Consider the following 24,914-nt stretch of genomic DNA (forward strand, 5'->3'; position numbering starts at 1 on the left):
TTATATTCCCTGCATAGTTAGACTCTGAAAGCAGGTCTAATGCACCCTGGATGGCAGGATTCTCCCCATAACATGGAATGGGGAACCTGTTCGGTATGATTTGTTTGCATAAATTACTATAAACGTCTTTTTTTTAAAAGAGCCGATCAAGGCTTTCTGGTAAATGGGCAGGATAAGATCATACCGTGTTGATAACAAACACACTTTTTACATGGGAATGATAAAATAAAATCCATATTCTTTATTAAGAAACAAAGGCTGGAAATGACACCAATAAGATATAATACAATCAAAGTATGATTGTGCCTGTCTCTACTGCATCAAATCTCGCATTTTGATTGATGATGCGTATAATCATTGGCAATTTAGTCAATTGAGTTATCTGATGGATGAACCAAAGAGCAAATCGCAAAAAAAACGAGAGGCTGTAGCCTTACAAAAAATAGGGGTTAAATTCATTGAGTTAAGCATGGAAAAGCTCAATGCTCTTCCACTGCCTGAAGAATTGAAGCGCGCTATTGTGGACGCCAAATCCATACGCAGTCATGGTGCGATTAGACGGCAATCACAATTGATTGGAAAATTAATGCGTACGGCTGACAGTGAAGCAATTCTTGCTGCCTATGAGCAGCTGCTGGCAGAAGAAAATGCACAAACCGCTGCTTTTCATCAACTGGAGTATTGGCGTGAACGGTTGATTCACGAAGGTCGGGAGGCGTTGACGGAATTTATTGAGAATTATCCATCAGCAGATGTTCAGCAATTGCGTCAATTAATTAAAAAAGCAGTTGAAGAACAAAAAAATGAGCAACATAGCGGTGCTAGCAAAGCATTGTTTCGCTATTTGAGGACTTGTCTGTCATGAATTATTCGTTGTTTGTTAATTGCCCTAAAGGCCTCGAATATCTCCTACAAGAAGAGCTCCAAGGACTTGGCTTGCAAGTTACCCGTGTCAGTCCTCAAGGCGTGTATGGTGAGGCTAGTCTGGCGATTATCTATCATCTGTGTTTATGGTCGCGATTGGCAAACCGTGTGCAGCTGATTTTGTTTTCAGGTCAGGCATACAATGAACAGACGCTTTATAAGCTTTGCCATCAATTTCCCTGGCAAACCGTCTTTTCAGCCGACAAAACCTTTGCGATTGAGTTTCATGGGTTTTCCGATCAGATTCGCAACTCCATGTATGGCGCTCAGGTTATGAAAGATGCAATTGCTGATCATTTTCGCCATTTGCAAGGAAGCCGTCCTTCCATTGAGCGTGATAAACCACAAATTCTTATCCATGCTCATTTAAAACATGAAACATTGACGGTTAGTTTTGATTTGACCGGCTACAGTTTGCATCTTCGTGGCTATCGAACGCAAGCGGGAGCTGCTCCTTTAAAAGAAAACGTGGCTGCTGCCTTGTTAATGCGCGCCAAATGGCCGCAATTAGCTGCGGCTGATTTTGCTTTGCATGATCCGTTTTGTGGTTCAGGAACCTTGGTGATTGAGGCAGCAATGATGGCAGCGCACATTGCTCCGGGACTATTGCGAGATGATCAATCATTGCATTATTGGGTAGCACACCAGCCTTCCTTATGGGATAAGGTAAGGGCTCAGGCCTTGCAACAAGTTAAACCCGTTAAAATAAAATTGCGAGGAACCGATAGTAATGCAAAATTAATTGCAATGGCGCGCGAGAATGCCGAACGTGCAGGGGTTGCTCGTTTAGTGGAGTTCGAGTCCATGCTTTTGAGTGATTGCAAACCCATGGCAGAAAAAGGACTGGTGATTTGTAACCCACCCTATGGTGAGCGTTTGGGCGAGGCAACGCAGTTAATTCCTTTATATCAACAATTAGGAAACACTCTGCATGCGCATTATCAGGGATGGCAAGCCGCTTTTCTGACGGCTAATCCCATGCTTGCCAAAGCCACAGGGTTGCGGGCAAATAAACAATACACCATTTATAACGGTGCTTTGGAATGCAAGTTATATTGCGTTGATTTAAAGGGTAATCAGTTAAAAGGCAGCATGAGTGGCACATGGTCTTCGGCTGCTCAAATGTTTGCAAATCGGTTGCAAAAAAATTTCAATCATCTGCAGAAATGGGCGAAGCGCAATCAAATCAGTTGTTATCGTGTGTATGATGCTGACTTACCGGAATATGCTTATGCAATTGATCTTTATGATGATTATGTGGTCTTGCAAGAATATGCCGCTCCTGCAACCATTGCACCTCATAAAGCAGAGCAACGCAGTCTTGATGTGCTGCAGGTGGTTCCACAAGTATTAGGTATTGCTGCCGAGCATTTGGTCGTTAAGCAACGCCGCCAGCAAAAAGGGAAAAATCAATATCAGAAGATGAATAAGACTCAGCGCACTATGGTCGTTCAGGAAGGACAAGCCAGGCTGAAAGTCAATTTATATGATTATTTGGATACAGGTTTGTTTTTGGACCATCGCCCCTTACGTTTAAGTTTTGCTCAACTGCCTTCGGGTATACGCTTTCTTAATTGTTTTTGTTATACAGCGGCAGCCAGTGTTCAGGCCGCTTTGGCTGGCGCACTAACGACGAATGTCGATTTGTCTAACACGTATTTACGTTGGGCAGAAGATAATTTTAAATTAAATCATCTTAATTTATCGAAGCATCAATTTATTCAAGAGGATTGTATCCATTGGCTGAAGAGAGCACGTCATCGTTTTGATGTCATTTTCCTTGACCCGCCCAGCTTTTCCAATTCGAAGCGAATGTCGACAACCTTGGATGTCCAGCGAGATCATGTTTCGCTTGTTACCGCAGCCATGCGTTTGCTTGCCGAGGAGGGGGTCTTGTATTTTTCTACCAATTTCAAACATTTTAAAATGTCTTCAGTTATTACTGCCCAATACGATGTGCAAGATATTACCGCAGAAACGCTTGACGTTGATTTTAAGAGAAACAAACGCATCCATCAGTGTTATAAAATTAAGAAGAAATAATGCAATAGAAAATATAAGCAAGACTTGAGGGAAAATTTAAGAGCAGATGTTAAGCGAAAGATTGAATAAAAATTTTACTTAACATTGGTTATTAGCTAGAATAATTGCTCATTAAAAATTCTCACTGGGCATAATATGGGCTTTATTGATCTGGACACTCTTTCTGGACAGAGTGTATTGCATAAATTATTACATTATTTTAAAGAGCACGCAGATTTAAAAAAAGGATTTCATATTACAGTGCCTGAGGTGTTGCCGGCGGAAACACAACGCGGTGAGACTTGCAAACTGAAAGCCCTGGCTGACTCAATGCAGCATGCAGCTTATAAAGCTCGCGTCACCCGTCCGCCTCTATATAAAGACAGAAGATATTCAGGTCCCTCCTTACGTCAGCTGGCAAAAGCCAATGGCTCAGCGATCGGCGAAGTGTATTCGCTGGAGATGTTATTGGCTATTTGTCGAGATGCAGGGTTTTCTGCAACGACGTATGCGCCGTTTAACGAAGACGAATATATTTTGCAAATTTCTCAACTGGTCGATAAAAATCTTGCACCGGTCGTTTTTATGATTTGGATCGGACGCCCGGAGAACGCTATGGTTTCCCACGTATAGGAGATGGTTCTAATGAGCATGGAGCTACGGTGGTTGCTTATTATAAAACCGAGAGCGATGAAACTCGTTTTATCGTCACCATGTGGGGGCGGTATTATGATTTTGACGGGATGGAACTTGCCTTGTCTGCGTGCCATTCTCTGGTAGAGCGTCGAACTCCTGAAACGTTTGTAAAACGCATGGATACACTGGTGGGCAAGACATGCTGGATGTTAAATGAAGGTAAATTTTCTCCAGCTTATTTAAGAACGGCTCCCGAAATGAAGCCATCTGATACGCCTTTAAAGGGTAAAATAGTGGTTATCACCGGCCCCCAAGCAATGCTTGCTGCAAGCCACAGCCGCTTTTTCCCCGTTATGGGGGAAACAACGCAACCGGCGGCAGACACGTCTATTCTTAAGCCAGGAGAAGGGAGAACGTTCTCATCGTTTACCTCGCCTGGTGTTGTATAAGTTTTCATTATGCCTATATAAAAAAGAGCTATACTAATAGTAATCATTTACTGGTATGAGGACTTCAAATGCCTGGCCGTAGTGAAAGAGAGATTGCGCTTGACGTGATTAAAGATATACGTCGTAAACTTGAACCCGTAGGGGGAGACAATCCGAATCAATTTCAACAAGTTAAAAATAAAGTCATGGATGAATCAAGGCAATATTTGGCAGAGTTAGAAGATAAATTAAATAAAGCTTCTGCTGAAAATGATGAAAAAGCTATTTCTCAAACGTTGCGATCGCTTAGAGTTTTAAATCTCAATACCAGTGGCTTTTCACTCCTCTTTTCAGGGCTGAAGTTAATGCATAATATCTCTGACAAAATCTTCGGTCATCAACGGGCTGACCCGCAATTATTGGAACAATTGGGTAAGGATGTTCTTGATACGGCAAAAAATTTTAATGCCTTACTGGATGACTCCTCCAAGTCTTTGGGAAGTAAAGTGTGGAATGTAATGAAAGCATTTGTCCTGGCTGCAATTGATGGGATTGTAGGAATGTTTAAAGGAATGAAAAAAGGATTTGAGGAGGGTAAAGGCATAGAAACGCTAAGCAGTACGTTACAAGGAGCCGTGACAGGAGGCTTTGCTGGCTTTTTCAAAAAATTCTCAGAAGAACTGGGCAAGGCCAGTTCTCAAGAAGCGCCATCACCTTCCCAAGAGGCACCATCTCATTCCGAAGGGGCTTTTTTTCTTTCTCGTATGTCTGATGCCGCTACCCCTGCCGTAACACTTTCAGAAAATGATATGGATGGCGTGGTACCTTCTCAAGATCCTCACGGGCGGCATGATAGCTTTTCGTCTGGCGAAGACCCCAGCGAAGAAGCTCCTTCTCCAACCTAGTCATTTGGAATAACGGTCATTTTAATTTATATATAGAGGTGAGCAGCATTTTTTATGTTGCTCTAATCATGGCGCTGTCGTATACATCAATTGGTAGGATTGGAATGTCAATTAGTGAAAACCCAAAGGAAAACCAAAGGCCATATTATTCTAACTTCGCATCCTTCAAGGCACACCAATGTGCCAATGGGGATCAAATGGGGAGCCAGGGATCCAAAGAACGTGGACCCATCATTGCATCGCTAACTAATATTAAAAACCGCAACGCCATCGGCACCCATTCAGGTTCCTACTCCGTCTATCGTGCGCTTGCTGTTGCTGCGAATGTTCTTGATCCTGAGCACAAGCCTGATTTAACGAATACGACTCCACCCGTTGTAATTGGACCGCACCAGCAATGGCATGAGCCGGGAAACATTGTGTCCCTTGATCCTTGGGGCCATTTGGTTGCTGAGGTATTTGCTGAAGAAATTGCGAGAGGCTTTGATATCAGGCCAACGATAGCGGTGACTAAAGCTCATATCAACATGCCCGAGTTGCAAAATGCTATTAAACAAGGACGGCTTAAGCCTGATGGAAAAATATTGCGAGAATCCGGTGATGTGGTGGTTACCAAAGCGGCCATTGAGCCGGTATGGTATTTACCTGGGGTTGCAGAGCGTTTTCAGATTTCTGAGGCAAAATTGCGGCGTACGTTATTTGAACACACCGCTGGCATGTTTCCTGAACTGGTAACCCGTCCTGATCTGGATATATTCCTGCCGCCTATCGGCGGATTAACCGCTTATTTTTTGGCGATGTGACTACCATTCATGATCCTGCGATCGAATTATCTTGTCGCATCCATGATGAATGTAATGGTTCGGATGTTTTTGGTTCTGATATATGTACCTGTCGCCCTTATTTGGTGCATGGCATTGAATTATGCGTTGAATCCGCACAAAGAGGGGGTGCTGGGCTCATTATTTATAATCGTAAGGAAGGCAGGGCATTAGGTGAAGTGACTAAATTCCTCGTTTATAATGCTCGGAAAAGACAAAAAGGCGGTGATACGGCTGCAAAATATTTTGAACGCACAGAGTGTGTGGCCGGTGTGCAGGATATGCGTTTTCAGGAGCTCATGTCAGATGTGTTGCATTGGCTTGGCATCACCAAAATTCAGCGCTTTGTGTCCATGTCTAACATGAAATTTGATGCGCTTGAAAAAGCAGGGATCGAAGTGGTGGAACGTGTCAAAATTCCCGATGAGCTGATTCCGGAAGATGCTCAGGTTGAAATAGATGCGAAACGGGCAGCTGGATATTTTTCGCCAGACGGTATTCTTGATATCAATGAATTGGCCAAACCTAAAGGACGTGGATTGGATGAATAACCATGATGATTCTGCTGCAAAGGTCTTGCAATCCTTGCAAGCATTACCAACCATTCGCAAGCAGGCACAACGTCTTTTTAATTTGGCCTGCCAGGATAAATTGAAGTACTTTGCCGTTGATATGCAACAGTTGACTGCAACGGCTTCATTTGTGCTGGATGTTATTTATGATCAGTATCCCAAGCTTGATATTCCTTACCATAGTCGTTGGCGGCATTTTGAGGCAGGCGGGGTGGACCGAATCAAGGCATTGCAACTAAAGCTGGCTTCATTCTCGCCAGAAGAGCGGGGGAAAATCTTCTATGAGCTTGTGATTATCAGTGTTTTGCTTGATGCAGGCGCCGGTAAGCATTGGCATTATATTGAGCCTGATACAGGACTTAAATTAAGCCGTTCCGAGGGGCTGGCTGTTGCAAGTCTGGCACTTTATCTAAAGGGTGCATTTAGTGCTCATCCTGAACAACCCTGGCGGGTTGACAGTAAGCGGTTGCTGGCATTTAGCGAGGTTGATCTAAGGCATGGTTTTCAGGTGGATGCAGACAATTTACTTGAAGGCGTTGCTGGACGTGTTAAGCTTCTTAATCGCCTCGGTGCTATCCTTGCAAAGGAAACCGACTATTTTGGTCATGAAGGCCGGTTGGGAGATTTTTACACGTACATTGCGTCGTTGCAATTCAAACAAACCATTGCCACCCATCAATTGTTTCAATCCGTATTGGCTGGATTTGGTAATGTCTGGCCCGAACGGCTACGTTTTCATGGCGTCGCCCTGGGGGATGTCTGGTGTCACCCATCTCTTAAAACCGATGCACCAGGTTCCGAATTTATTCCTTTTCATAAACTGTCCCAATGGTTGACTTATTCATTAATGGAGCCATTGGAGCAATCGGCTATTCAGGTCACTGGATTGGATGATCTCACGGGTTTGCCTGAATACCGAAACGGTGGTTTACTGCTTGATTTAGGACTTTTACGATTGAAAAATAAGGAGAATTATCAGCAACCGCAAGATCCGGGCTCCGAATTAATCGTTGAATGGAGAGGATTAACGGTGGCGTTGCTGGATGAGATTGCCAAGGTTATTCGCCGACAGCTTGGGAGAACATCATCGGATTTGCCGCTTGCCAAAATTTTGCAAGGTGGCACTTGGGAAGCGGGCCGGCGTATTGCCAAACAAAAGCGTATTGAAGGAACTCCGCCCATTCAAATTATAAGTGACGGTACTATTTTTTAACGACAGGGACTGACTGATGAGTAATAAACAAGTTATTGAAATTATCCACCCATTGATTCAGCACAAGCTGACTATCATGCGTAAAAAAGAGACTAGTACAGCCAAATTTCGCAATCTTTTGCATGAGATAAGCATGTTGCTGGCTTATGAAATTACTCGTGATCTTGAAATTCAATATGAAGAGATTGAAACGCCATTGATGGCTATGCGTGCCCCGGTGTTAAAAGGAAAAAACTTGTTTTGTTTCCATTTTACGTGCTGGGAATGGACTTTTAGATGGGATGTTACAGCTTATCCCCTCTGCGCGCGTTGGACATATTGGTTTATACCGCGATCCCGAGACCTTAGTAGCAGTTGAATATTATTTTAAGATACCTGAAGATATTAAAGATCGCGATGTCATTGTCGTGGATCCCATGCTTGCTACCGGAAACAGTGCTATTGCGGCCATTCATGAGATTAAACAGGCAAAGCCTAAGTCCATTAAATTTCTTTGTCTTTTGGCCGCTCCTGAAGGCTTGCTTGCTTTTCATGAGACACATCCGGATGTAACCGTTTATACAGCTGCCGTTGATGAAAAACTTAACGAGCATGGCTACATCCTCCCAGGCCTTGGTGATGCCGGAGACAGAATTTATGGCACTAAATTACATAATTAATATTAGAAAAAAACCACTTATGGTTTAAATCAGTCTATATTATGTTTATTTAAGTTTGATTTTAAGAAAAGGAAGTCGACTATGAAATGCCGAACCGAAACAGACAGCATGGGCTCCATTGAAGTGGATGCAAGTAAATATTGGGGTGCACAAACGCAACGTTCGCTGGTGCATTTTTCCATAGGCAAGGATTTAATTCCACAGGAAGTCATTCAATCCATAGGAATTTTAAAAAAGCTGCAGCATTAGCGAATGGCGAGCTGGGAATTTTGCCTGCTGACAAGCAAAAACTCATTATTCAAGCGGCTGAAGAAGTGATTGCAGGAAAATTAATGGAACATTTCCCTTTGCATGTCTGGATGACGGGCAGTGGCACACAATCCAATATGAATGTTAATGAGGTCATTTCTAACCGGGCAATAGAAATGGCAGGGGGTGAGCTGGGAAGTAAGAAGCCTATTCATCCGAATGATGATGTAAACATGTCGCAATCATCGAATGATACGTTTCCAACAGCCATGTATATTGCAACTGCGGTTGAATTAAATAAACGCCTCCTTCCTGCTGTGAATATGTTACATGCGGAATTGGTTAAGAAATCTCAAGAGTGGCAAGACATTGTCAAAATAGGTCGAACTCATATGCAAGATGCTGTTCCTTTAACCTTGGGACAGGAATTTTCAGGGTACGCCGCATTACTGCAAAAAGACATTAACCGACTTAAATTTGCTTTAAATGACGTTTATGAGCTTGCCATTGGTGGGACAGCAGTTGGTACAGGCTTAAATGCGCCCGCAGGTTTTGCAGAAAAGGCCGCAAAGCATATTGCCCAAATTACTGGATTGCCGTTTATATCCGCCCCTAATAAATTTGAAGTGCAAGGCTCACATGATGCAATTGTGGCTACGAGCGCTGCGATGAAAATCCTGGCTACGTCTTTATTTAAAATTGCAAATGATATTCGGTTATTAAGTTGTGGTCCGCGCGCGGGGTTTCATGAGTTGTTAATTCCTTCAAATGAGCCAGGTTCATCTATTATGCCTGGGAAGGTCAACCCTACTCAATGTGAAGCAATGGCCATGGTTGCTGCTCAAGTCATGGGTTTGGACTTGGCAAATAGCATCGCGGGTGCTGCCGGGTATTTAGAAATGAATGTGTATAAACCAATGCTGGCATTTAATATCATCCAGTCGATAGCCATGCTTTCCGACAGCTGTGTGAATTTTACCAAGTTCTTACTGCAAGGTACAAAGCCTAACAAGAAAAAAATAGATCAATACTTACATGACTCTCTCATGCTTGTTACCGCACTCAGTCCTATTATTGGCTATGATAAGGCTTCCCAAATGGCGCATTATGCCGATGATAATGATTGCTCTTTAGAGGAGGCTAATCAGCACTTTAAGTTTCTTTCTCCAGAAGCGTTTAAGAAAGCCATTGATCCCTACAAAATGGCAAAAGGAGGACGAGAATAATGTGGATATTTTCCTAATGTTTGCAAGCACCTACAAAAATATACCAGCTCATCCACAAAGTTATCCACAGGATGGCTGGTATTTTCTGATAGGATATGGATTTTTATTTATTATAATCAAAGGGTTAATTTATTTTATTGCTTCATAATATCAGTGTATCCAAAGTTATTCACAGTGTGTGTTTTTACTGGCCGATATGTATCATCGTTAGTTTAAAAGAAAGAAGACCAACCTAAAAGAATGAGCGAATGCAACCATCAGGGCAAACGCATCTTATGACTAAAAATAGTCTTGAATATCGCTTGCAAAGACAAGTTTTTTAACAAATACATATTCAATATTTAGATGCTTTTGCCCTGTTACAACCATGGATTAACTCGCATTGGATATTTTTTCTGCTAAAATAACTTAACTAAGCTCATCCCACGTATTTAATAACCGAATTGACTATTCATGAATGACATTATAGAACGTAAACCGCTGACTGAATTTACTGAAAAAGCCTATCTTGATTATTCCATGTATGTGATTTTAGACCGTGCATTGCCACATATTGCCGATGGGTTTAAACCTGTACAGCGCCGAATTGTTTATGCCATGTCAGAACTTGGACTTAAGGCTTCTGCCAAATATAAGAAATCAGCAAGAACGGTGGGGGATGTTTTGGGTAAATTTCATCCCCACGGTGATTCAGCTTGCTATGAGGCCATGGTGCTTATGGCACAGCCTTTTTCTTACCGTTATCCTTTGGTGGATGGCCAGGGCAATTGGGGATCTGCCGATGATCCCAAATCATTTGCGGCCATGCGGTATACCGAAGCTCGTTTATCACCGTATGCTGAGGTTTTATTGTCTGAACTGCAACAAGGAACAGTAGACTGGGTCGATAATTTTGATGCAACGCTGCAAGAGCCGGCCTTGCTTCCTGCGAAGTTGCCTAATGTGTTGTTAAATGGTGCAACAGGAATTGCAGTTGGCATGGCTTCGGATATTTTGCCTCATAATTTAAAAGAAGTGGCCAATGCTTGCATTTATTTACTTGATAAACCAGAGGCTGGTTTAAATGACATTATCAAAATAATCAAAGGGCCGGATTTCCCTACGAAAGCTGAGATAATTACTTCGAAAGCGGCTATTCGTACCATGTATGCGACGGGCAATGGCTCGATAAAACTTCGTGCCGTGTATGCAATTGAAAAACATCATATTGTAATTACCGCTCTGCCTTATCAGGTATCTGGCGCTAAAATTGTTGAACAAATTGCAGCACAAATGCAGCAAAAAAAATTGCCTATGGTTGAAGACATACGTGATGAATCAAATCATGAACATCCTACCCGTTTGGTGATTATTCCTCGTTCGAATCGTGTGGATATAGAAGCGTTAATGTCGCATTTATTTGCGACCACCGATCTGGAGCGCAGTTATCGGGTGAATTTCAATATGATTGGACTCGATGGAAAACCACGAGTTAAAAGTTTGCTGGAAATATTGCAAGAGTGGTTGGTTTTCCGTTTACAGACGGTAAAAAAACGTTTGCAATATCGATTGGATAAGGTGTTGGATCGCTTGCATGTCCTGCAGGGATTATTGATTGCTTTTTTAAATATTGATGAAGTGATTGCCATTATTCGTGAGGCAGAAGAGCCAAAACAAGCATTAATGACCCGCTTTTCCTTAACGGAGCGCCAGGCTGAAGCAATTCTTGAGACAAAATTGCGGCATTTGGCTAAATTAGAGGAAATCAAGCTGCGCGGAGAGCTGGATGAGCTAAGTTTGGAGAGGGATTATATACAGCGGGTGCTGGCTGATGAACAGCAACTTAAAAATTTAATAAAAGAAGAAATCATCACGGATCGCGACCGTTTTGGTGATGAGCGCCGCTCGCCACTGATTGAACGTCAGGAATCGCATGCTTTAAAAGAAGAAGATATTCTGCCAAATGAACCTATTACTGTTGTGCTTTCTCAGAAAGGCTGGATCCGGGCAGCCAAAGGGCATGACATGAATGGACGAGAGTTAAATTATAAATCGGGTGATGAGTTTAAGGCGCAAACCAATGCTCGCACTAATCAGCAAGTCGTATTTTTTGATACGGAAGGTAAAGTGTATTCCTTACCTGGACATGTATTGCCCTCAGCCCGAGGCCAAGGTGAGCCCTTGACTGGAAAGTTAAATCCGGCTGAAGGCATGCTGTTTGAAGCATTAGCCAGTGGTGAACCGGATGATTGGATCTTATTGGCAAGCGATGCCGGATATGGATTTTTAACCCAGCTTAAGGAATTATATGTGAAAAACCGCAATGGAAAAGCTTGTCTTAAATTACCTACGGGTAGTCGCGTGCTTTCTCCACGAGTTGTAACGGAGAAGGAGTCAGCGCAGCTCGCATGTGTGACTAATACTGGGCGATTGCTTTTATTTCCTGCAAATGAATTACCAGTCTTGGCTCGAGGAAAGGGGAATAAATTAATGAATATTCCTGCAGCCAAATTAATGCAGCGTGAAGAATATCTGATTGATATCCAACTTCTTTCCACAGACGATGGTTTGACCATTTTTGCCGGAAAGCGCCATTTTACCTTGAAAGAGACAGATTTACTGCATTATCAAGGAGAACGAGGTCGCAGAGGCAGGCTTTTGCCGCGAGGATTGCAGAATGTTACTGCCATGGAAAAAAGTTCTAGAAAATAAGTTCGGCTCATTCATCTTCTGAAAGAGGAGAGCCTGTGGCGATTTGATTGATTTTGTTTTCAAGTGAGCTGATAAATTGGGTCAATTGTTGCCGGCGTTCTTCCTCTTTTGCTTGGGAGGTGATTAATTCGTGGCTGATGTGCAATGCAGCAAGCAAAAGTGCTTGGAAATCATCAAGTTGTTTGAATTTCCTTTTTTGCTCCAACAGATGGGCATTGAGTTTAAGTGCAGCCTGTTTTAAATTGTCTGCTTCATCTTCAGGGCATTTGATCTCATAAGGCTTGTTTAATAAGCGAATCGTACAAGATTTTGTTTTTGTCATATTAAGCTCTTTGATATGTTGCAGCACTGTTCAAATGGTAACAATTTTGGTTTGCGCGGGCAAATCAGGTATCATTATTTATTTGCATGAAGAGCACTTTTAATATGACCGGCCTTAATACCTCCCTTCGTTTACCTGATTATCAGACTTTTATTGATTCAGTGGCTATGCTTGCTGTTCCTTTTTCTGGCAGTGAATTACATGGCATTATGTGTGGTTATTTATGCGCTGGGGCCACAGGCAGTGGCGAGGCTTATTTGCGTGCTTTGACTATAAACCAAAATGATGCACAAAAGCGTATGGCGATGTTGGCTTTGTTTGACGCCTATGCGGCAAGCCAACAACAAATTACTGGGTTTGATTTTGAATTTCAATTAATGCTTCCAAATGATGATGAATCTTTGATGGCTCGTGCTCAAGCGTTCAGTGAATGGTGTGAAGGATTTACACAGGGTTTGACGATGGCAGGGGTTGATTTTAATCAATTCCAGGAAGAAGAAGTTCAGGAAGCAGCTCAGCATTTAGTGGAGTTTGCCCAATTGGATTATGAAGCTTTGCAAGTCAATGAAGAAGACGAACGTGCGCTTATGGAGGTCAGTGAATATGCACGTATGGCAGTACTGCGAATATACCATGACTTGCAGCATCAAGGATTAAATAAGGATACTTCAACAACCACTCATTAAGGGCATTATGATTACACTCAAAGAATATCAGGCACGAAGGCAAGCTCTGGCAATGAAATTGCCGGCCGACTCTATTGCTATTATTCCGGCTGCCAGTGAGTTGACGCGTAATGGTGATGCTCATTATCGTTTTCGACAGGATAGTGATTTTTATTATTTGACCGGTTTTAATGAACCGGACGCACTGTTGTGCATTATCAGTGGCAAGAGCGGTGAGAGCATTCTCTTTAATCGTCCAAGAGATCCAGTACATGAGCAGTGGACCGGAAAACGATTAGGTCAGGAAGATGCTTGCGAACTATTGGGGGTGAATGCTGCTTATTCCATATCTCACGTGGACAGGGAATTGCCCAAATTATTGGCTGACCGCCAGGCTGTCTATTATATCATGGGACGATACCCAGCGTGGGAACATACTATTCATCGGGCATGGAAAGAAGTGAAGGCACAAGTGCGAAAAGGCGTGAAATCCCCAGAAGCGTTTTGTGATTTGACTCTGATTTTAAGTGAGATGCGCTTATTTAAAAGCGAAGCAGAAATGATTTTGCTGCAAACAGCAGCGGCTATTTCAGTCGCAGCACATCAACGAGCCATGCAACGTTGTCAGCAGGCTCATCATGAGTATCATCTGGAAGCAGAATTACTGTATGAATTTACCCGCCAAGGTTGCCGTAGTGTTGCCTATGATCCTATTGTTGCAGGAGGGAGCAATGCCTGCATTTTACATTACACGGAAAATAATAAACCATTGGTAGAGGGCGAGCTGGTTTTAATTGATGCTGGAGGAGAGTTTGAAAACTACGCTGCTGATATTACTCGCACTTTTCCTGTGAATGGGCGATTCAGCGCAGAGCAGCGCCAAATTTATGAGTTGGTTTTAAGCGCGCAAAAAGCGGGTATCGCCCGTATCCGGCCGGGTTGTTTGTGGCATGAGGTACAAGAAAGCATCGTACGTATGTTAACCAGTGGTTTGGTTGATTTAGGATTATTACGTGGCCATGTCGATGATTTGATTGCCAATGAGGCTTATAAAGTCTTTTACATGCATAATTCTGGCCATTGGTTAGGTTTGGATGTTCATGATAGTGGCTCTTATAAAATAGAGGGCAAGTGGCGGCCTTTAGAGCCTGGTATGGTATTAACTGTGGAGCCAGGTTTATATATTCACGAGGATATACCAAATATTGATGCACGTTGGCGAGGGATTGGTGTTCGTATTGAGGATGACATCAGGGTGAGCGTGGACGGTTGTGAAAATCTGACCGGTGCGTTGGCTGTGGAAATAAATGATATTGAGGCGTTAGTACGTGGCTGATCGGCAGGTTGATATTCTTATTATTGGTGGTGGCTTAACTGGTGCAACGCTCATGCTTGCATTGGCAAATGCTGGCTATCAGACATTGTTGGTGGAGGCACGACCTTTTTCAGATAAAGCGCAAGTCAATTTTGATGCCCGCACATTGGCTTTATCACCAGCCAGTGCACGAATTTTGCAAATGCTTAATGTATGGCCAGAATTGGTAAATAATGCGACGGCTATTGAATCCATTCATGTCTCGGAGAAGCAACAATTTGGCTCGACAAAGTTACATTCGGATAAAAAAATCCGCTGGGCCATGTTGTTGAGATGCAGCATATTCATAGCGCCTTGCACCATTTGCTTGACGAGCAAAACATCATTGCTCCTGCAAAACTTGTAACCCTTGATATTAAAACGGGTGTGGCAACAATCCAGTACTCTGGGCAAATATTAACGGTGCAGGCACAATTAATCGCAGCGGCTGATGGAGCTGATTCATACGTACGTCAGTTGTGTGGTTTAACGGCAAAAATAAAGGATTATCATCAGCATGCAGTGATTGCCAATATTGGTTTGGCTCGCCCTCATCGACAATGGGCTTATGAACGTTTCACGGCAATGGGTCCAATGGCTTTGCTGCCTATGGCTGGTTTGCGCGCTTCTTTAGTGTGGTCATTACCGCCACAAGAAGCGGAGCGGTTGATGGCAATGACGGATGTTCATTTTTTAAAGACGTTGCAAGAGGCATTTGGTTATCGACTTGGACGGTTTGTAAGGGTTGGCGAGCGAGCTTTATATCCATTACGGCAAGTGATCATGACTCAGCAATCGCTTTGGCCAGTGGTTTTTGTGGGTAATGCGGCTCATACTTTGCATCCTGTTGCTGGACAAGGATTTAATTTAGGGTTGCGTGATGTGGCTTTATTGGCGCAATGCATTGTGCAATATGGGTTGAATGTGGACATGGTACGCCAATATCAGCAATTACGGCGTCATGATCAAAAGGCGATTACTCAATTTACTGATTCGTTAGTTGAGCTATTTGCCTGTAAATTACCAGGAATGGGTATAATGCGGGGCATGGGGTTAATTGCTTTGGATAATCACCATCTATTAAAGAAATTGTTTGCCCGCTATACCTGTGGTTTTGCTGGTGTTATCCCAGATCTTGTCTGCGAAATACCACTACGGACGCTCAGGTAATCATAATAAGGAGTTCCGATGCGTGAAATGTTTGATGTCATGATCATTGGCGGCGGAATCGTTGGTCTTAGTGCTGCTATTGCTATGAGTCAGCGCAATTATAAGGTTGCAGTGATTGATGCTGGCTCTTTAACAATGGATGTGGCTGTTTCCGACACACGGGTATATGCGATTAATCAGGCTTCTCAATCTTTATTACAAGCGCTGGATGTTTGGTCGCAATTAGATAAAGCACGTATTTCACCATACCGCCACATGCATGTATGGGATGCGGCCAACGGTGCCTGTATTGATTTTGATGCGCGTTTAATTGGTACTAGTCAGTTGGGTGTGATTCTTGAAGAAGCAATCATGAGGCAGGCATTGCTGCAGCGAGCATCACAACTGGGAATTATGCTATTTCCTCAAAGTCGGGTAAATCATGTCCAAACCGGGCTTGAACAAGTACAAGTTAGTAGTTCTGCCGGTTCTTGGTATTCCAGACTGTTGATGGTGGCTGATGGGGCTACCTCGGCAACACGGCAATTGCTAGGGGTTGTAATGACGAGCTGGCCTTACCATCAGCATGCTATTGTAGGCACGGTGCAGACTGAAAAGCCTCATCAAGCCACAGCGTATCAAGTGTTTAATTCAGATGGACCATTAGCTTTTTTACCATTAAGCGATCCTCAACAGTGCTCTATTGTCTGGTCTACGACACCTGCCCATGCAGAAGCTTTAATGGCGATGAGTGAATCTGAATTTAATCAAAAAATTACCGCCGCGTTTTCGGCAAAACTCGGATTAAGCCAGTTGGTGAGTAAGCGTCATCAGTTTCCTTTATACATGCGCCATGCAAGCCAATATCATGGTGTGCGCTGGATGTTAATGGGGGATGCTGCTCATACCATTCATCCATTGGCGGGTCTTGGTCTTAATGTGGGATTGGCCGATGTATCGGCCTGGCTTGACATCATTGATCAATCTAAATCACCTATGTGGGCTGAGAAAACTCTCGGTGCTTATCAGCGTCGACGCAAACATGCTGTTTGGCAAATTATAGGGATTATGGAGGCATTAAAAGCGTTATTTGCAAATCCTTTGTCGCCTGTCAAACGTTTACGTGGTGCCGGATTAAGCGCCTGTAATACGATCCCGATGGTAAAAAGATTTTTTATTGAGCAAGCTGCCGGACAAGGTTTTTAATTGCCTAAAATTAATGCATTTGTTATCCTGTGCACTCATGGATTCTTAGGTGAGAGGCATTTTATGAAGTTGTCCCGGTTATATTTATTGATGTTGTTTATCAGTGGTGGTGTGTTTGCTCAAGATATAGAAATTGTTGGTCATGTAAAACAATCCATTCCTCTTCCAAACGTGTATAGTCGCTCATTGCTGCGCACGGAGTCAAACATCCAGCCTGCCGTAAAACAGATTACTTTATTAAAATTACAATTATCTGATAAGGCTCAACAGACGTTTCGTAACCGGGCAAAGCATTCAGCTAGTATAAATACGCAATGGGCGGTTTCAGAAAAATTTCCTGGGCAGGTGCAACTGGGAATGAATAATGTTCCAGTGATGGATCAAGGGAGTCATGGAACGTGTGCAACGTTTGCAAATACGGCTGCCGTTGATGCTGCCTTGGGTAAAGGTGATTACATCAGTCAATTGTGCCAATTGCAATTGGGCCGCTATTTGGAAAATAATGCTTATAGTCCCAGTGGATGGGATGGATCGCTTGGTCGTATCGTCTTGAATCAAATGGAAATATTTGGTGTTGTAAATAAGGAACAACAGAAAACTTACGGCTGTGGAGGGTTTACTGATTATCCTTCCTATGGAGCGGATCCTGATACCGAAATGTCATTATCAGATTATCATCAACTCAGTGAAGATCTATCTCAGGAAGGTTTTGGCTGGTCTCCCATGTTGGATATTTATCAAGCTGTTTTAAAAGAAACGGATACTTCCAAGATCTTAAATGATATTAAGTTGGCTTTACACGGCGGAGAACGGGTGACCTTTGGTGTGCTGCTGGTTGATTATAATTTGGGTGTAGTTGGCGCAGTGGGTAAGCATAAGACTGTTAATGATACCTGGGTATTAACTCCTGAAATTATGCATGATCTCGAAAATGAAGCGGATTTTGCCGGTCATGAAATGATCATTACTGGTTATGATGATAATGCTGTCGCCATTGATAACCATGGACGTACCCATCGTGGTTTATTAACCTTGCGTAATTCCTGGGGTGCGGACATAGGTAATAAAGGCGATTTTTATATGTCTTATGATTATTTTAAAAGCCTGGCCATCGAGGCGCAGCGTATTCGAGATTTACGTTCATAAATGCTAAGACATCCACGGTTTGGCCTATTAAAGGCCGAACCATATGTTATCCGGCAAATTGTTGTTTGCTAAATTCAACTCTCGCTGCAACGGATTCTTTTTCCTTAAGCGCTGCGACGTGTGTTTCAATCATTCGATAACGATGAAGTGCTCCGTCACGGTTGGCTATCTGAATGTTTAAGCCGGGGCGGGCATTTAATTCCAACATCAATGGCCCATGCTTTTCATCCAGAACAATATCAACCCCTAAATAGCCCAAACCTGTTAATTCATAAGCACTGGCAGCAATTTCCAATATCTTGTCCCAATAAGGAATCTGAATGCCATTGATGGAATTTAATGTGTCAGGATGATAATCAACAAGATCATTATGGAATACACCACCGAAAGTTATACCGGTAGCCAGATTAATGCCTGTACCTATGGCTCCCTGGTGCAAGTTTGCTTTTCCGTCTGATTGACGGGTGGGTAGACGTAGCATGGCGATGGCCGGATAGCCAAGCAAGGTGATGACGCGAATGTCTGGAACGCCTTCGTAGCTTACTTCAGCAAAAATCGGATCCACAATGACACGATGTTCAATAATGGCATAATCGGGGTGGCCTCCTAGACTGTAGGCACCCGATAGCAGACAAGAGAGATGATAGTTTAATTCCTGTGAAGTGAGTAATTTGCCATTGATTTGTCGATAACGGCCAAGAACACGATTGACAATTACAATGATCCCATCTCCGCCAGCTCCCCGGGCTGGTTTGATAACAAAATCCTGGTAAGGCTCCAGTAATGCATCCAGTTTCTTAAGTTGGTGTTCTGTGTCAATGATTTGATAAAGAGGAGGAACAGCAATACCTGCTTGCAATGCTAATTGTTTAGTTTTTAATTTATCATCAACCAAGGGATAAAATTTGCGCTTGTTATAGCGTAATACAAAGTCGCTGTTGCGCTGATTAATACTTAAAACGCCGCGTCGACGTAGACGATGATACAGATTCCACATTATTTCGGCCCTGCCAATGCTTTAAATCGAAACAACTCAAAGAGTCTGTAACCGCGATATTGGCCGAACCATAAGACACATGCCAATAATAGCAATAACAGCTCGGGGAAGGCGAAAACAAGATATTGTAATGGTGCGTAATTCATCGCCCCAAAGCAAATCACCGCCGCTATCATACTACCGACTCCGGATTTAATGGCTTCATAAGCGCCGCGTTCATCCCATACAATGCACATGCGCTCAATGGTCATGGTCAAAATAACCATAGGGAAGAGAGCCACAGATAAGCCACTGTCGAATCCCAGATTTTGGCTTAATATACTGATGAAAAGCATCATGAGAATGACAATGGTTAAAATGGCGGTTAACCGTGGCACAAGCAGAAGACGCAATTGATCCAGATAAAAACGTGCCAGCAATCCGAAAGAAACAATCAGGGTGAATAAGGTAATGCCCCATATAACATGGGTTTCACGGAAAGCAAGAGCAATTAGGACGGGCATGAATGTGCCAAATGTACTTAAACCTACAAAATTGCGTAATATCAGAATAATAAAGGCGCCAATAGGCACAGTTAGCAGGATTTTATAAGTTTCCTGGGCATTGACTGGAAGCTGTAATAAAGAAAACCGTAACAACTCGGATTCCGTTTGTAATCCTCGTGCTTTGGCTATGGTGAGTGCATTCATGGGGGTTAGAGAGACGGTAACGGTGAATAGGGGTTTTTTGCCACCGGCAACTTGAAACATGGCTTCATTGCCATATTGCCACACCAGAAAATTCTTAGGTAAACCGGCATCTCCTGTGCGAGGATTAATATATATCCAATCGTTTTCATTGAAAATAGCAAGATAAAGGACAAAATCGGCTTTATTTTGGTGACTTAGCATGAGGCCTTGTACTGGGATGGCATAAATTTTGGCCTGATTTAGCAAGGTAATTGCAGCAGCGACTACTTTTTCATCATTGAATTCATTGCCGACTAATAATTTAGCATTGCCATCTTTTTTATTAAGTTCTTTTACCGCGCTTTGTGCAAATGTTTGAATATCAGCAGAAGATTGTCTGGCTTTGTCTATAATGGTGTCTATGGCAGTCTTCTGATTTTCAGGCAGTATTTCTGTTTTGGGTAACATGGCGATGGGTTTTGAGAGATGGGTTTCCATATTCCCTGTTTCTCGCAAAATGGTGCGGTAATAAAGTGATTGTGGCCCGTTACCACGTCTGAGCGACCAAACTACCCGACGATTGTAACCACTTAAATTGGTCGTAACGCCATAGTTTTGGGAGACAAAATATTCATCTAAAATCGTGAAATTAGGAGGCATATAGGGAATGGTAAAGCTTGCCTTAACCGGTCTGTTTTTTTCGGCAATAAAACGAAGATTGGCTTCGACCATCCAGCTATTAACACTTTCTGTTTCTGTTAATGGAACATCAAGAATAAAATGACGATAGAAAAAAATGCTTATACTGACTAAAAATAATAGGATAATTAATCCATAGAGATGGCGTTTATTGGAATTCATTCTGTATCCATAGGTTTGGTTTTAATCGTGTATGTCAAACTGGGATCGATAATGCCATCAAAAGCAATGATTGCTTCCCTGCCTAACAGGAGAGGATAAGTAAAATGTTTACGATTTGTCAGATTAACACGAATAAGACGTTCTTTATTGGCAATTTTAATCTTCATTAATACTACTGGACGCTTAATGGCTTGTCGTAGCAGTGGCTCTGCATGTCGTTCACCTACCCGCGCTTTGATATTGACATCGCCGGCATATTCGCATTTGAATATTATATCGCCTTCTTTACTTGGTACAATAAATCTTAAATAAGGTTTTCCGTCTATTTCGATTTTACTGATGTGGGTTGCATTTAGGGAGGCAGATTTGGCCCCAGTATCAAGCTTGGCTGACAGGGTCAGATTCTCACTAACCAGAGTAGCTTTTTCAATATAGCCGTAAATCGTTTTTTCATTACTTGCCATAACGTGCCCAATTAACAATATCCAGAAAAAAAAATAAAAACTGAAAACCGCATTTAGTCTCCCAAAGATATTAAAACGCAATAGGCCATAATCCTAGCATGGTTTGTTTTCCGGGGCACAGTATTCATGCTATGAAGAGGTTATTTTTCTGTTTGGGCAATGAAAAATTTTTTATTTTTAGGTTCTCATGTGATATGATTGTTGATGGGCTAAATGTTTTTGTAACAATTTAGGTCATTTTGAAGTCATACTTGTCATTTAGTACATGACAGGGTACAATCTGCACCATCTTAGCCCCTTCCAACGATCCCCATGACGAAAGAGCATGAATCGACCACATTTATAAGGGAAATGGATAGTCCTGACAAGACTACGGTGCCTGTAAAAAGGTCAAGTGCTCGTAAGCGTTCATTGGCTGAAAGATTACATAAAGCAGGGTATATTTATGCTTTATATGGCGCGTTAGATGGTTTAAGTCTTTCTTACAGTACGATCAAATACAGTTTTGATTTGCTCTGCACCAATAACGGTGTGAATTCTTCCGATTTAATGCATGACTGGATGACGACTCCAGGTGGTGCGCTAGTTGCTGCCACCGGGGCCATAACCTTAATTGGTTTTTCTCTGCTTGCCAATGTTTTTAATGAAAAAGATAAAAATGCATTCAAGCGTTATGTCGCAACGCTTTGGCCTTATTTTCGTGATACGTTGAAAGGCTTGAAAAATGCTTATAAAGGGGTTCGCAGTACCATGATGGTAGCCAGCATATTTGCTGGTCAAGATTTAAATTATTTGATAGTTCCCGTCGGCCTCGTGCTTGGCATTCTTTCGGTATTTAACCGTATTTGGTACCGAAGTATGAAAGATCGCCGCAAGGTAATGATGAAGGAAAATGCGGAATTATTAGCAGAAATTCAAGCAGAAACCAATCTCACTGAGCAGCAATGTGCTGAATTTAGAAAAAGAATTGCCAAACAAACGCCTTCTGAAAAAATCAAAGGACTACTTTCTCAAGCGTATAGTGGAATTATAGACGGCCTGTATCTTTACATGGGCATTATGGGACTGGCCACTTTAGCGCCGCCTGTTTTTGTGACAATGGCTGTTTTCTGTGTGATTTTCACATTAACTTGCATCATTACTCGTGTTTATGAAGAATACGATTATCAGCGCAAATTAGTAGCTAGTCAGGCAAAGATTGAACTGGCTCTTTGTGGTAAAGAGCTAGAAGCGTTATTTAATCAGTTACAGCAAATTTCCGATCCTCGTCTTGCCCCTCCGTATGAAGATTTACAAAGCCATCAAAAAGAAATATTACAGTCTTTGGAAAGTAAAATAAAAGAATTTGAGCAAAAACGGAATTTTTTACGCTCCCAAGTGACGCTGTCATATACATCATCAGCGCTGGATGGACTAAAAAGTGGTTTGGCTGCTTATGGTGCTATTGCAAGCCTTCTGTTTGCTGTTGCTACGATATATACCCTGACTTTTGCGCCTTTCCCCCCACTGTTGCTTATGGTTGCGGTGTTTGCGGGACTGGCGTGTTTGATTGGATTCGTGGCGCATTCCTTGCATGCCACCTACATGCATCGCTGTAAGCAAGAGGAGCATGAAAATAAGCCACCGGAAAAATTATCTGAATTATTAAAGCGAATCAAGGATCATAAAAAAGAAGCCCGTGAGTTGCAGCCTGATGAGGTTGAAGAAGCCATTTTAGGTGGCATGGTGGTTGATCCCTCACCCCAGTTTTTCTTTCAAGAATGGTTTGAAGTCATTCGCTCATTTTTCTCCGGGGTATCCAAAGGGCAAAAATCCATAGATTATACATTTAATTCCTGGCAAGAGGCTGATGAGCAAGGTCATTATCATGATACCCCAATTATGCTGGGCTTGGCGGCTGCAAGCGCCGTGGTATATTCTTCGGCATTGGCACTCAGGGCGCATGCACGCGGTTTTGGTCGTCCATCCCTTGATAGCGCGCCGCCAAAAGAGAAAAAAGTTAAGCGGAGTGACGTTTCGCGAGAGGAACCGATGGAGATCCGGGCCACCAGTCAACCTTCAGCAGAAAGGGGGACTGGGGATGCTGAGAGGCCTAGCAAGAAGGTTGCGCAGCCGCCCATTAAACGCCCTGCTTCAACTCCTCCTGCTTCCTCTTCCGGCCAATGGCTCCGCTTCTTTCAACCTTCTTCCTTCCCTCGCTCGGCTAGCGCTGATGACTTACCAAAACTACAAAAACCTGTTCCTAAGCCTTACTCTGGTATAATTCCGGATTTAGTTTAGGATCATTGTACATTTTAAATTGATGATAGATTTTAAACGTTCTTGTTTGCTTGAGAATTTCATCAAAAAGCTGGGTTAGGCAGGCTTGTAATTGCAGCTTCTGTTCTTCAATAACGGCTAATTTGGCGAGACAGGTTTGCCGATGCGATTCTTCCACATCCGTTCGTTGGGTTTGCAGTTTCATGTGATAAGTTTTTAAGGCTAGAATCGATAATCGGTCAATCATCATCCCCGGTGTTTCAGAGTGAACTGGACAATGGGGAGCCTGAGAGGGTCGCAATTGATTAAATATCCATTCATCCATGGCTTCCATGCGATTATTACGTTGTTGATTATAATGATCAATTTCACGTTTAGCGCGATAGACAAACTCAAATCCCATATCGTCTCGTCGCGCGCGATCTTCAGCATGCCAAAGTTGATAGTTAAAAGCATGATTTTCTTCTACAAATCTTAAAATGCCTTCTTGAGTCAGCTTAATGTCATTTTTTTTCCAAGCAATAATGCAATCGTGTTGCAGCGTTGTAATTTGCGTTACTAAATTTAAAAAGTGCATAACATTCCTAATTTATGTAAGATTTATTATTTATTTGCAGGCAAGTTTTTCTGCAGCATCTGGGATGATTGCATTCACTGCATTAGACGTCAGGGCAAGGCTTACGTCTGAGAGCCATTGTAATTCTTGATGATATTGTCTTCAAATTATTTAATTATAAGAAGCCTAAGTAAATAAAAGAGGAAAGGATTCCTATAAAAGGAATCATGTTTCAAAATAATGCAGCAAACGTAGCAAAAATAATACGTAAAGTAAAAATACGCATCATCTTAAATTCTTTAATATTAAAGGCAAGCTATTTAAACGATATTGCCAAGCATTCATTCATGCTAAGCTTTGCGTTACCTATGCAATTATAGTTGTCTTTTCGGTAATTCATTGAATATTTTTTTATTTTTTGGAGCAAGTTATGAGATATTTTTTATTGATTACATTCGTTATGATTTCATGGGTAGCGAACGCTGAGGAAATTTTACCAACAGGATGCAAGGCTATTAAAGTAAATGATGAAACGGTTATGTTGTCAGCACCAAAGCCGACGTTAGTCATGATTCATAATATTTCCAATACGGATCTTTGGGTTACCCATCCAGTTTCTGAGCCAAGCGCCAGTGCTGGTTGGAGCAGTCGACTGCAGGCAGGAAATTGGTCAGCGCTTGCAGTGCAAAATAAATCGTTTGAGTTGAGTTGCATTGAATCAAAACCTGGTCATGAGCAACAGGTTTCTTGCGCCAATGTATTAGCTGTTTGTCAGTGGTCTGATGTTTCTATGCCACAGAGTCAAGCCACTTATTGGGCTGGCGAGGATATGTCCTTATCCGCTTTAACAGCCTATTTGGGGCGGCGTGGATTTGAACTGCCTGAACCACGACAATAAGTCGGAATTTTAGTAATTGAAGT

The 24,914-nt window shown here is 42.5% G+C and carries 18 protein-coding genes and 4 pseudogenes; 17 read left to right on the plus strand and 5 right to left on the minus strand.

Features of this window, described 5'->3' with window-relative positions:
* The first annotated feature begins 385 nt into the window (after nucleotides 1-385).
* The 10 genes and pseudogenes from yjgA to parC all read left to right on the plus strand — a co-directional run bounded on the left by yjgA (nucleotide 386) and on the right by parC (nucleotide 12,346).
* A complete protein-coding gene (yjgA, locus tag LOA_RS00330; RefSeq protein ID WP_025384659.1) occupies nucleotides 386-865 on the plus strand; it encodes a ribosome biogenesis factor YjgA in 480 nt (159 codons plus the stop codon).
* Nucleotides 862-2,967: a bifunctional 23S rRNA (guanine(2069)-N(7))-methyltransferase RlmK/23S rRNA (guanine(2445)-N(2))-methyltransferase RlmL gene (rlmKL, locus tag LOA_RS00335; protein WP_025384660.1), complete on the plus strand. Its 2,106-nt coding sequence runs from the start codon at nucleotides 862-864 to the stop codon at nucleotides 2,965-2,967. The genes yjgA and rlmKL overlap by 4 nt, the downstream gene beginning before the upstream one ends.
* A gap of 135 nt (nucleotides 2,968-3,102) precedes the next feature.
* A complete protein-coding gene (locus LOA_RS00340) occupies nucleotides 3,103-3,579 on the plus strand; it encodes a hypothetical protein (protein ID WP_025384661.1) in 477 nt (158 codons plus the stop codon).
* A 29-nt stretch (nucleotides 3,580-3,608) separates the two neighbouring features.
* The gene (locus tag LOA_RS00345) at nucleotides 3,609-4,031 is read left to right on the plus strand and encodes a hypothetical protein (protein ID WP_025384662.1); all 423 of its coding nucleotides are present in this window, start codon (nucleotides 3,609-3,611) and stop codon (nucleotides 4,029-4,031) included.
* Nucleotides 4,032-4,099: 68 nt separating this feature from the next.
* Nucleotides 4,100-4,915 carry a hypothetical protein gene (locus tag LOA_RS00350; protein ID WP_025384663.1) on the plus strand — a complete coding sequence of 272 codons (816 nt, stop codon included), beginning with the start codon at nucleotides 4,100-4,102 and terminating at the stop codon, nucleotides 4,913-4,915.
* Nucleotides 4,916-5,029: 114 nt separating this feature from the next.
* Nucleotides 5,030-6,287: pseudogene (locus LOA_RS00355) on the plus strand (GTP cyclohydrolase II).
* Nucleotides 6,280-7,521: a URC4/urg3 family protein gene (locus tag LOA_RS00360; protein WP_025384664.1), complete on the plus strand. Its 1,242-nt coding sequence runs from the start codon at nucleotides 6,280-6,282 to the stop codon at nucleotides 7,519-7,521. Before LOA_RS00355 ends, LOA_RS00360 begins: the two are co-directional and overlap by 8 nt.
* Nucleotides 7,522-7,537: 16 nt before the next feature.
* Nucleotides 7,538-8,180, plus strand: a pseudogene (gene upp, locus LOA_RS00365) (uracil phosphoribosyltransferase).
* A gap of 81 nt (nucleotides 8,181-8,261) precedes the next feature.
* Nucleotides 8,262-9,655 (plus strand): annotated as a pseudogene (fumC, locus tag LOA_RS00370) (class II fumarate hydratase).
* A gap of 453 nt (nucleotides 9,656-10,108) precedes the next feature.
* Nucleotides 10,109-12,346: a DNA topoisomerase IV subunit A gene (gene parC / locus LOA_RS00375; RefSeq protein ID WP_025384665.1), complete on the plus strand. Its 2,238-nt coding sequence runs from the start codon at nucleotides 10,109-10,111 to the stop codon at nucleotides 12,344-12,346.
* A 7-nt stretch (nucleotides 12,347-12,353) separates the two neighbouring features.
* Here the strand turns inward: parC and LOA_RS00380 are convergent, their stop codons facing one another.
* On the minus strand, nucleotides 12,354-12,668 hold the full coding sequence (locus LOA_RS00380; RefSeq protein WP_025384666.1) for a cell division protein ZapA: 315 nt from the start codon (nucleotides 12,666-12,668) through the stop codon (nucleotides 12,354-12,356).
* A 104-nt stretch (nucleotides 12,669-12,772) separates the two neighbouring features.
* Here LOA_RS00380 and LOA_RS00385 point away from each other — a divergent pair, with 104 nt between their 5' ends.
* The 5 genes and pseudogenes from LOA_RS00385 (at nucleotide 12,773) to LOA_RS00405 (ending at nucleotide 18,188) form a co-directional block, all read left to right on the plus strand.
* Complete coding sequence (locus LOA_RS00385; protein ID WP_025384667.1) at nucleotides 12,773-13,354, plus strand: UPF0149 family protein; 582 nt, start codon at nucleotides 12,773-12,775, stop codon at nucleotides 13,352-13,354.
* A 7-nt stretch (nucleotides 13,355-13,361) separates the two neighbouring features.
* Nucleotides 13,362-14,669, plus strand: a complete 1,308-nt coding sequence (gene pepP / locus LOA_RS00390; protein ID WP_025384668.1) for a Xaa-Pro aminopeptidase — start codon at nucleotides 13,362-13,364, stop codon at nucleotides 14,667-14,669.
* Nucleotides 14,662-15,857, plus strand: a pseudogene (locus tag LOA_RS00395) (FAD-dependent monooxygenase). Before pepP ends, LOA_RS00395 begins: the two are co-directional and overlap by 8 nt.
* A gap of 18 nt (nucleotides 15,858-15,875) precedes the next feature.
* Nucleotides 15,876-17,042, plus strand: coding sequence for an FAD-dependent oxidoreductase (locus LOA_RS00400; RefSeq protein WP_025384669.1), 1,167 nt, complete (start codon nucleotides 15,876-15,878; stop codon nucleotides 17,040-17,042).
* Nucleotides 17,043-17,105: 63 nt separating this feature from the next.
* Complete coding sequence (locus LOA_RS00405; RefSeq protein WP_025384670.1) at nucleotides 17,106-18,188, plus strand: C1 family peptidase; 1,083 nt, start codon at nucleotides 17,106-17,108, stop codon at nucleotides 18,186-18,188.
* Nucleotides 18,189-18,234: 46 nt separating this feature from the next.
* Here LOA_RS00405 and LOA_RS00410 read toward each other — a convergent pair whose 3' ends face one another.
* The 3 genes from LOA_RS00410 to LOA_RS00420 are packed head-to-tail and all read right to left on the minus strand — an operon-like array spanning nucleotide 18,235 to nucleotide 21,178.
* Nucleotides 18,235-19,185 (minus strand): alpha-L-glutamate ligase-like protein, encoded by a 951-nt coding sequence (locus LOA_RS00410; protein WP_025384671.1) that lies wholly within the window; start codon nucleotides 19,183-19,185, stop codon nucleotides 18,235-18,237.
* Nucleotides 19,185-20,714, minus strand: a complete 1,530-nt coding sequence (locus LOA_RS00415; protein WP_025384672.1) for an inactive transglutaminase family protein — start codon at nucleotides 20,712-20,714, stop codon at nucleotides 19,185-19,187. The genes LOA_RS00410 and LOA_RS00415 overlap by 1 nt, the downstream gene beginning before the upstream one ends.
* On the minus strand, nucleotides 20,711-21,178 hold the full coding sequence (locus tag LOA_RS00420; RefSeq protein ID WP_025384673.1) for an ATP-dependent zinc protease family protein: 468 nt from the start codon (nucleotides 21,176-21,178) through the stop codon (nucleotides 20,711-20,713). The genes LOA_RS00415 and LOA_RS00420 overlap by 4 nt, the downstream gene beginning before the upstream one ends.
* Nucleotides 21,179-21,490: 312 nt before the next feature.
* Between LOA_RS00420 and LOA_RS00425 the strand changes: the two genes are divergently transcribed.
* Nucleotides 21,491-23,458, plus strand: coding sequence for an AAA family ATPase (locus tag LOA_RS00425; RefSeq protein WP_147370099.1), 1,968 nt, complete (start codon nucleotides 21,491-21,493; stop codon nucleotides 23,456-23,458).
* Here the strand turns inward: LOA_RS00425 and LOA_RS00430 are convergent.
* Nucleotides 23,421-24,014, minus strand: a complete 594-nt coding sequence (locus LOA_RS00430) for a DUF4254 domain-containing protein (RefSeq protein ID WP_025384675.1) — start codon at nucleotides 24,012-24,014, stop codon at nucleotides 23,421-23,423. The genes LOA_RS00425 and LOA_RS00430 overlap by 38 nt on opposite strands.
* Nucleotides 24,015-24,423: 409 nt before the next feature.
* Between LOA_RS00430 and LOA_RS00435 the strand changes: the two genes are divergently transcribed.
* Entirely contained in the window at nucleotides 24,424-24,891 is a 468-nt protein-coding gene (locus tag LOA_RS00435; RefSeq protein ID WP_025384676.1) for a hypothetical protein, read from the plus strand.
* Nucleotides 24,892-24,914: the final 23 nt, after the last annotated feature.

Source organism: Legionella oakridgensis ATCC 33761 = DSM 21215, from assembly GCF_000512355.1.
In the GTDB taxonomy this organism is placed as follows: Bacteria; Pseudomonadota; Gammaproteobacteria; order Legionellales; family Legionellaceae; genus Legionella_A; species Legionella_A oakridgensis.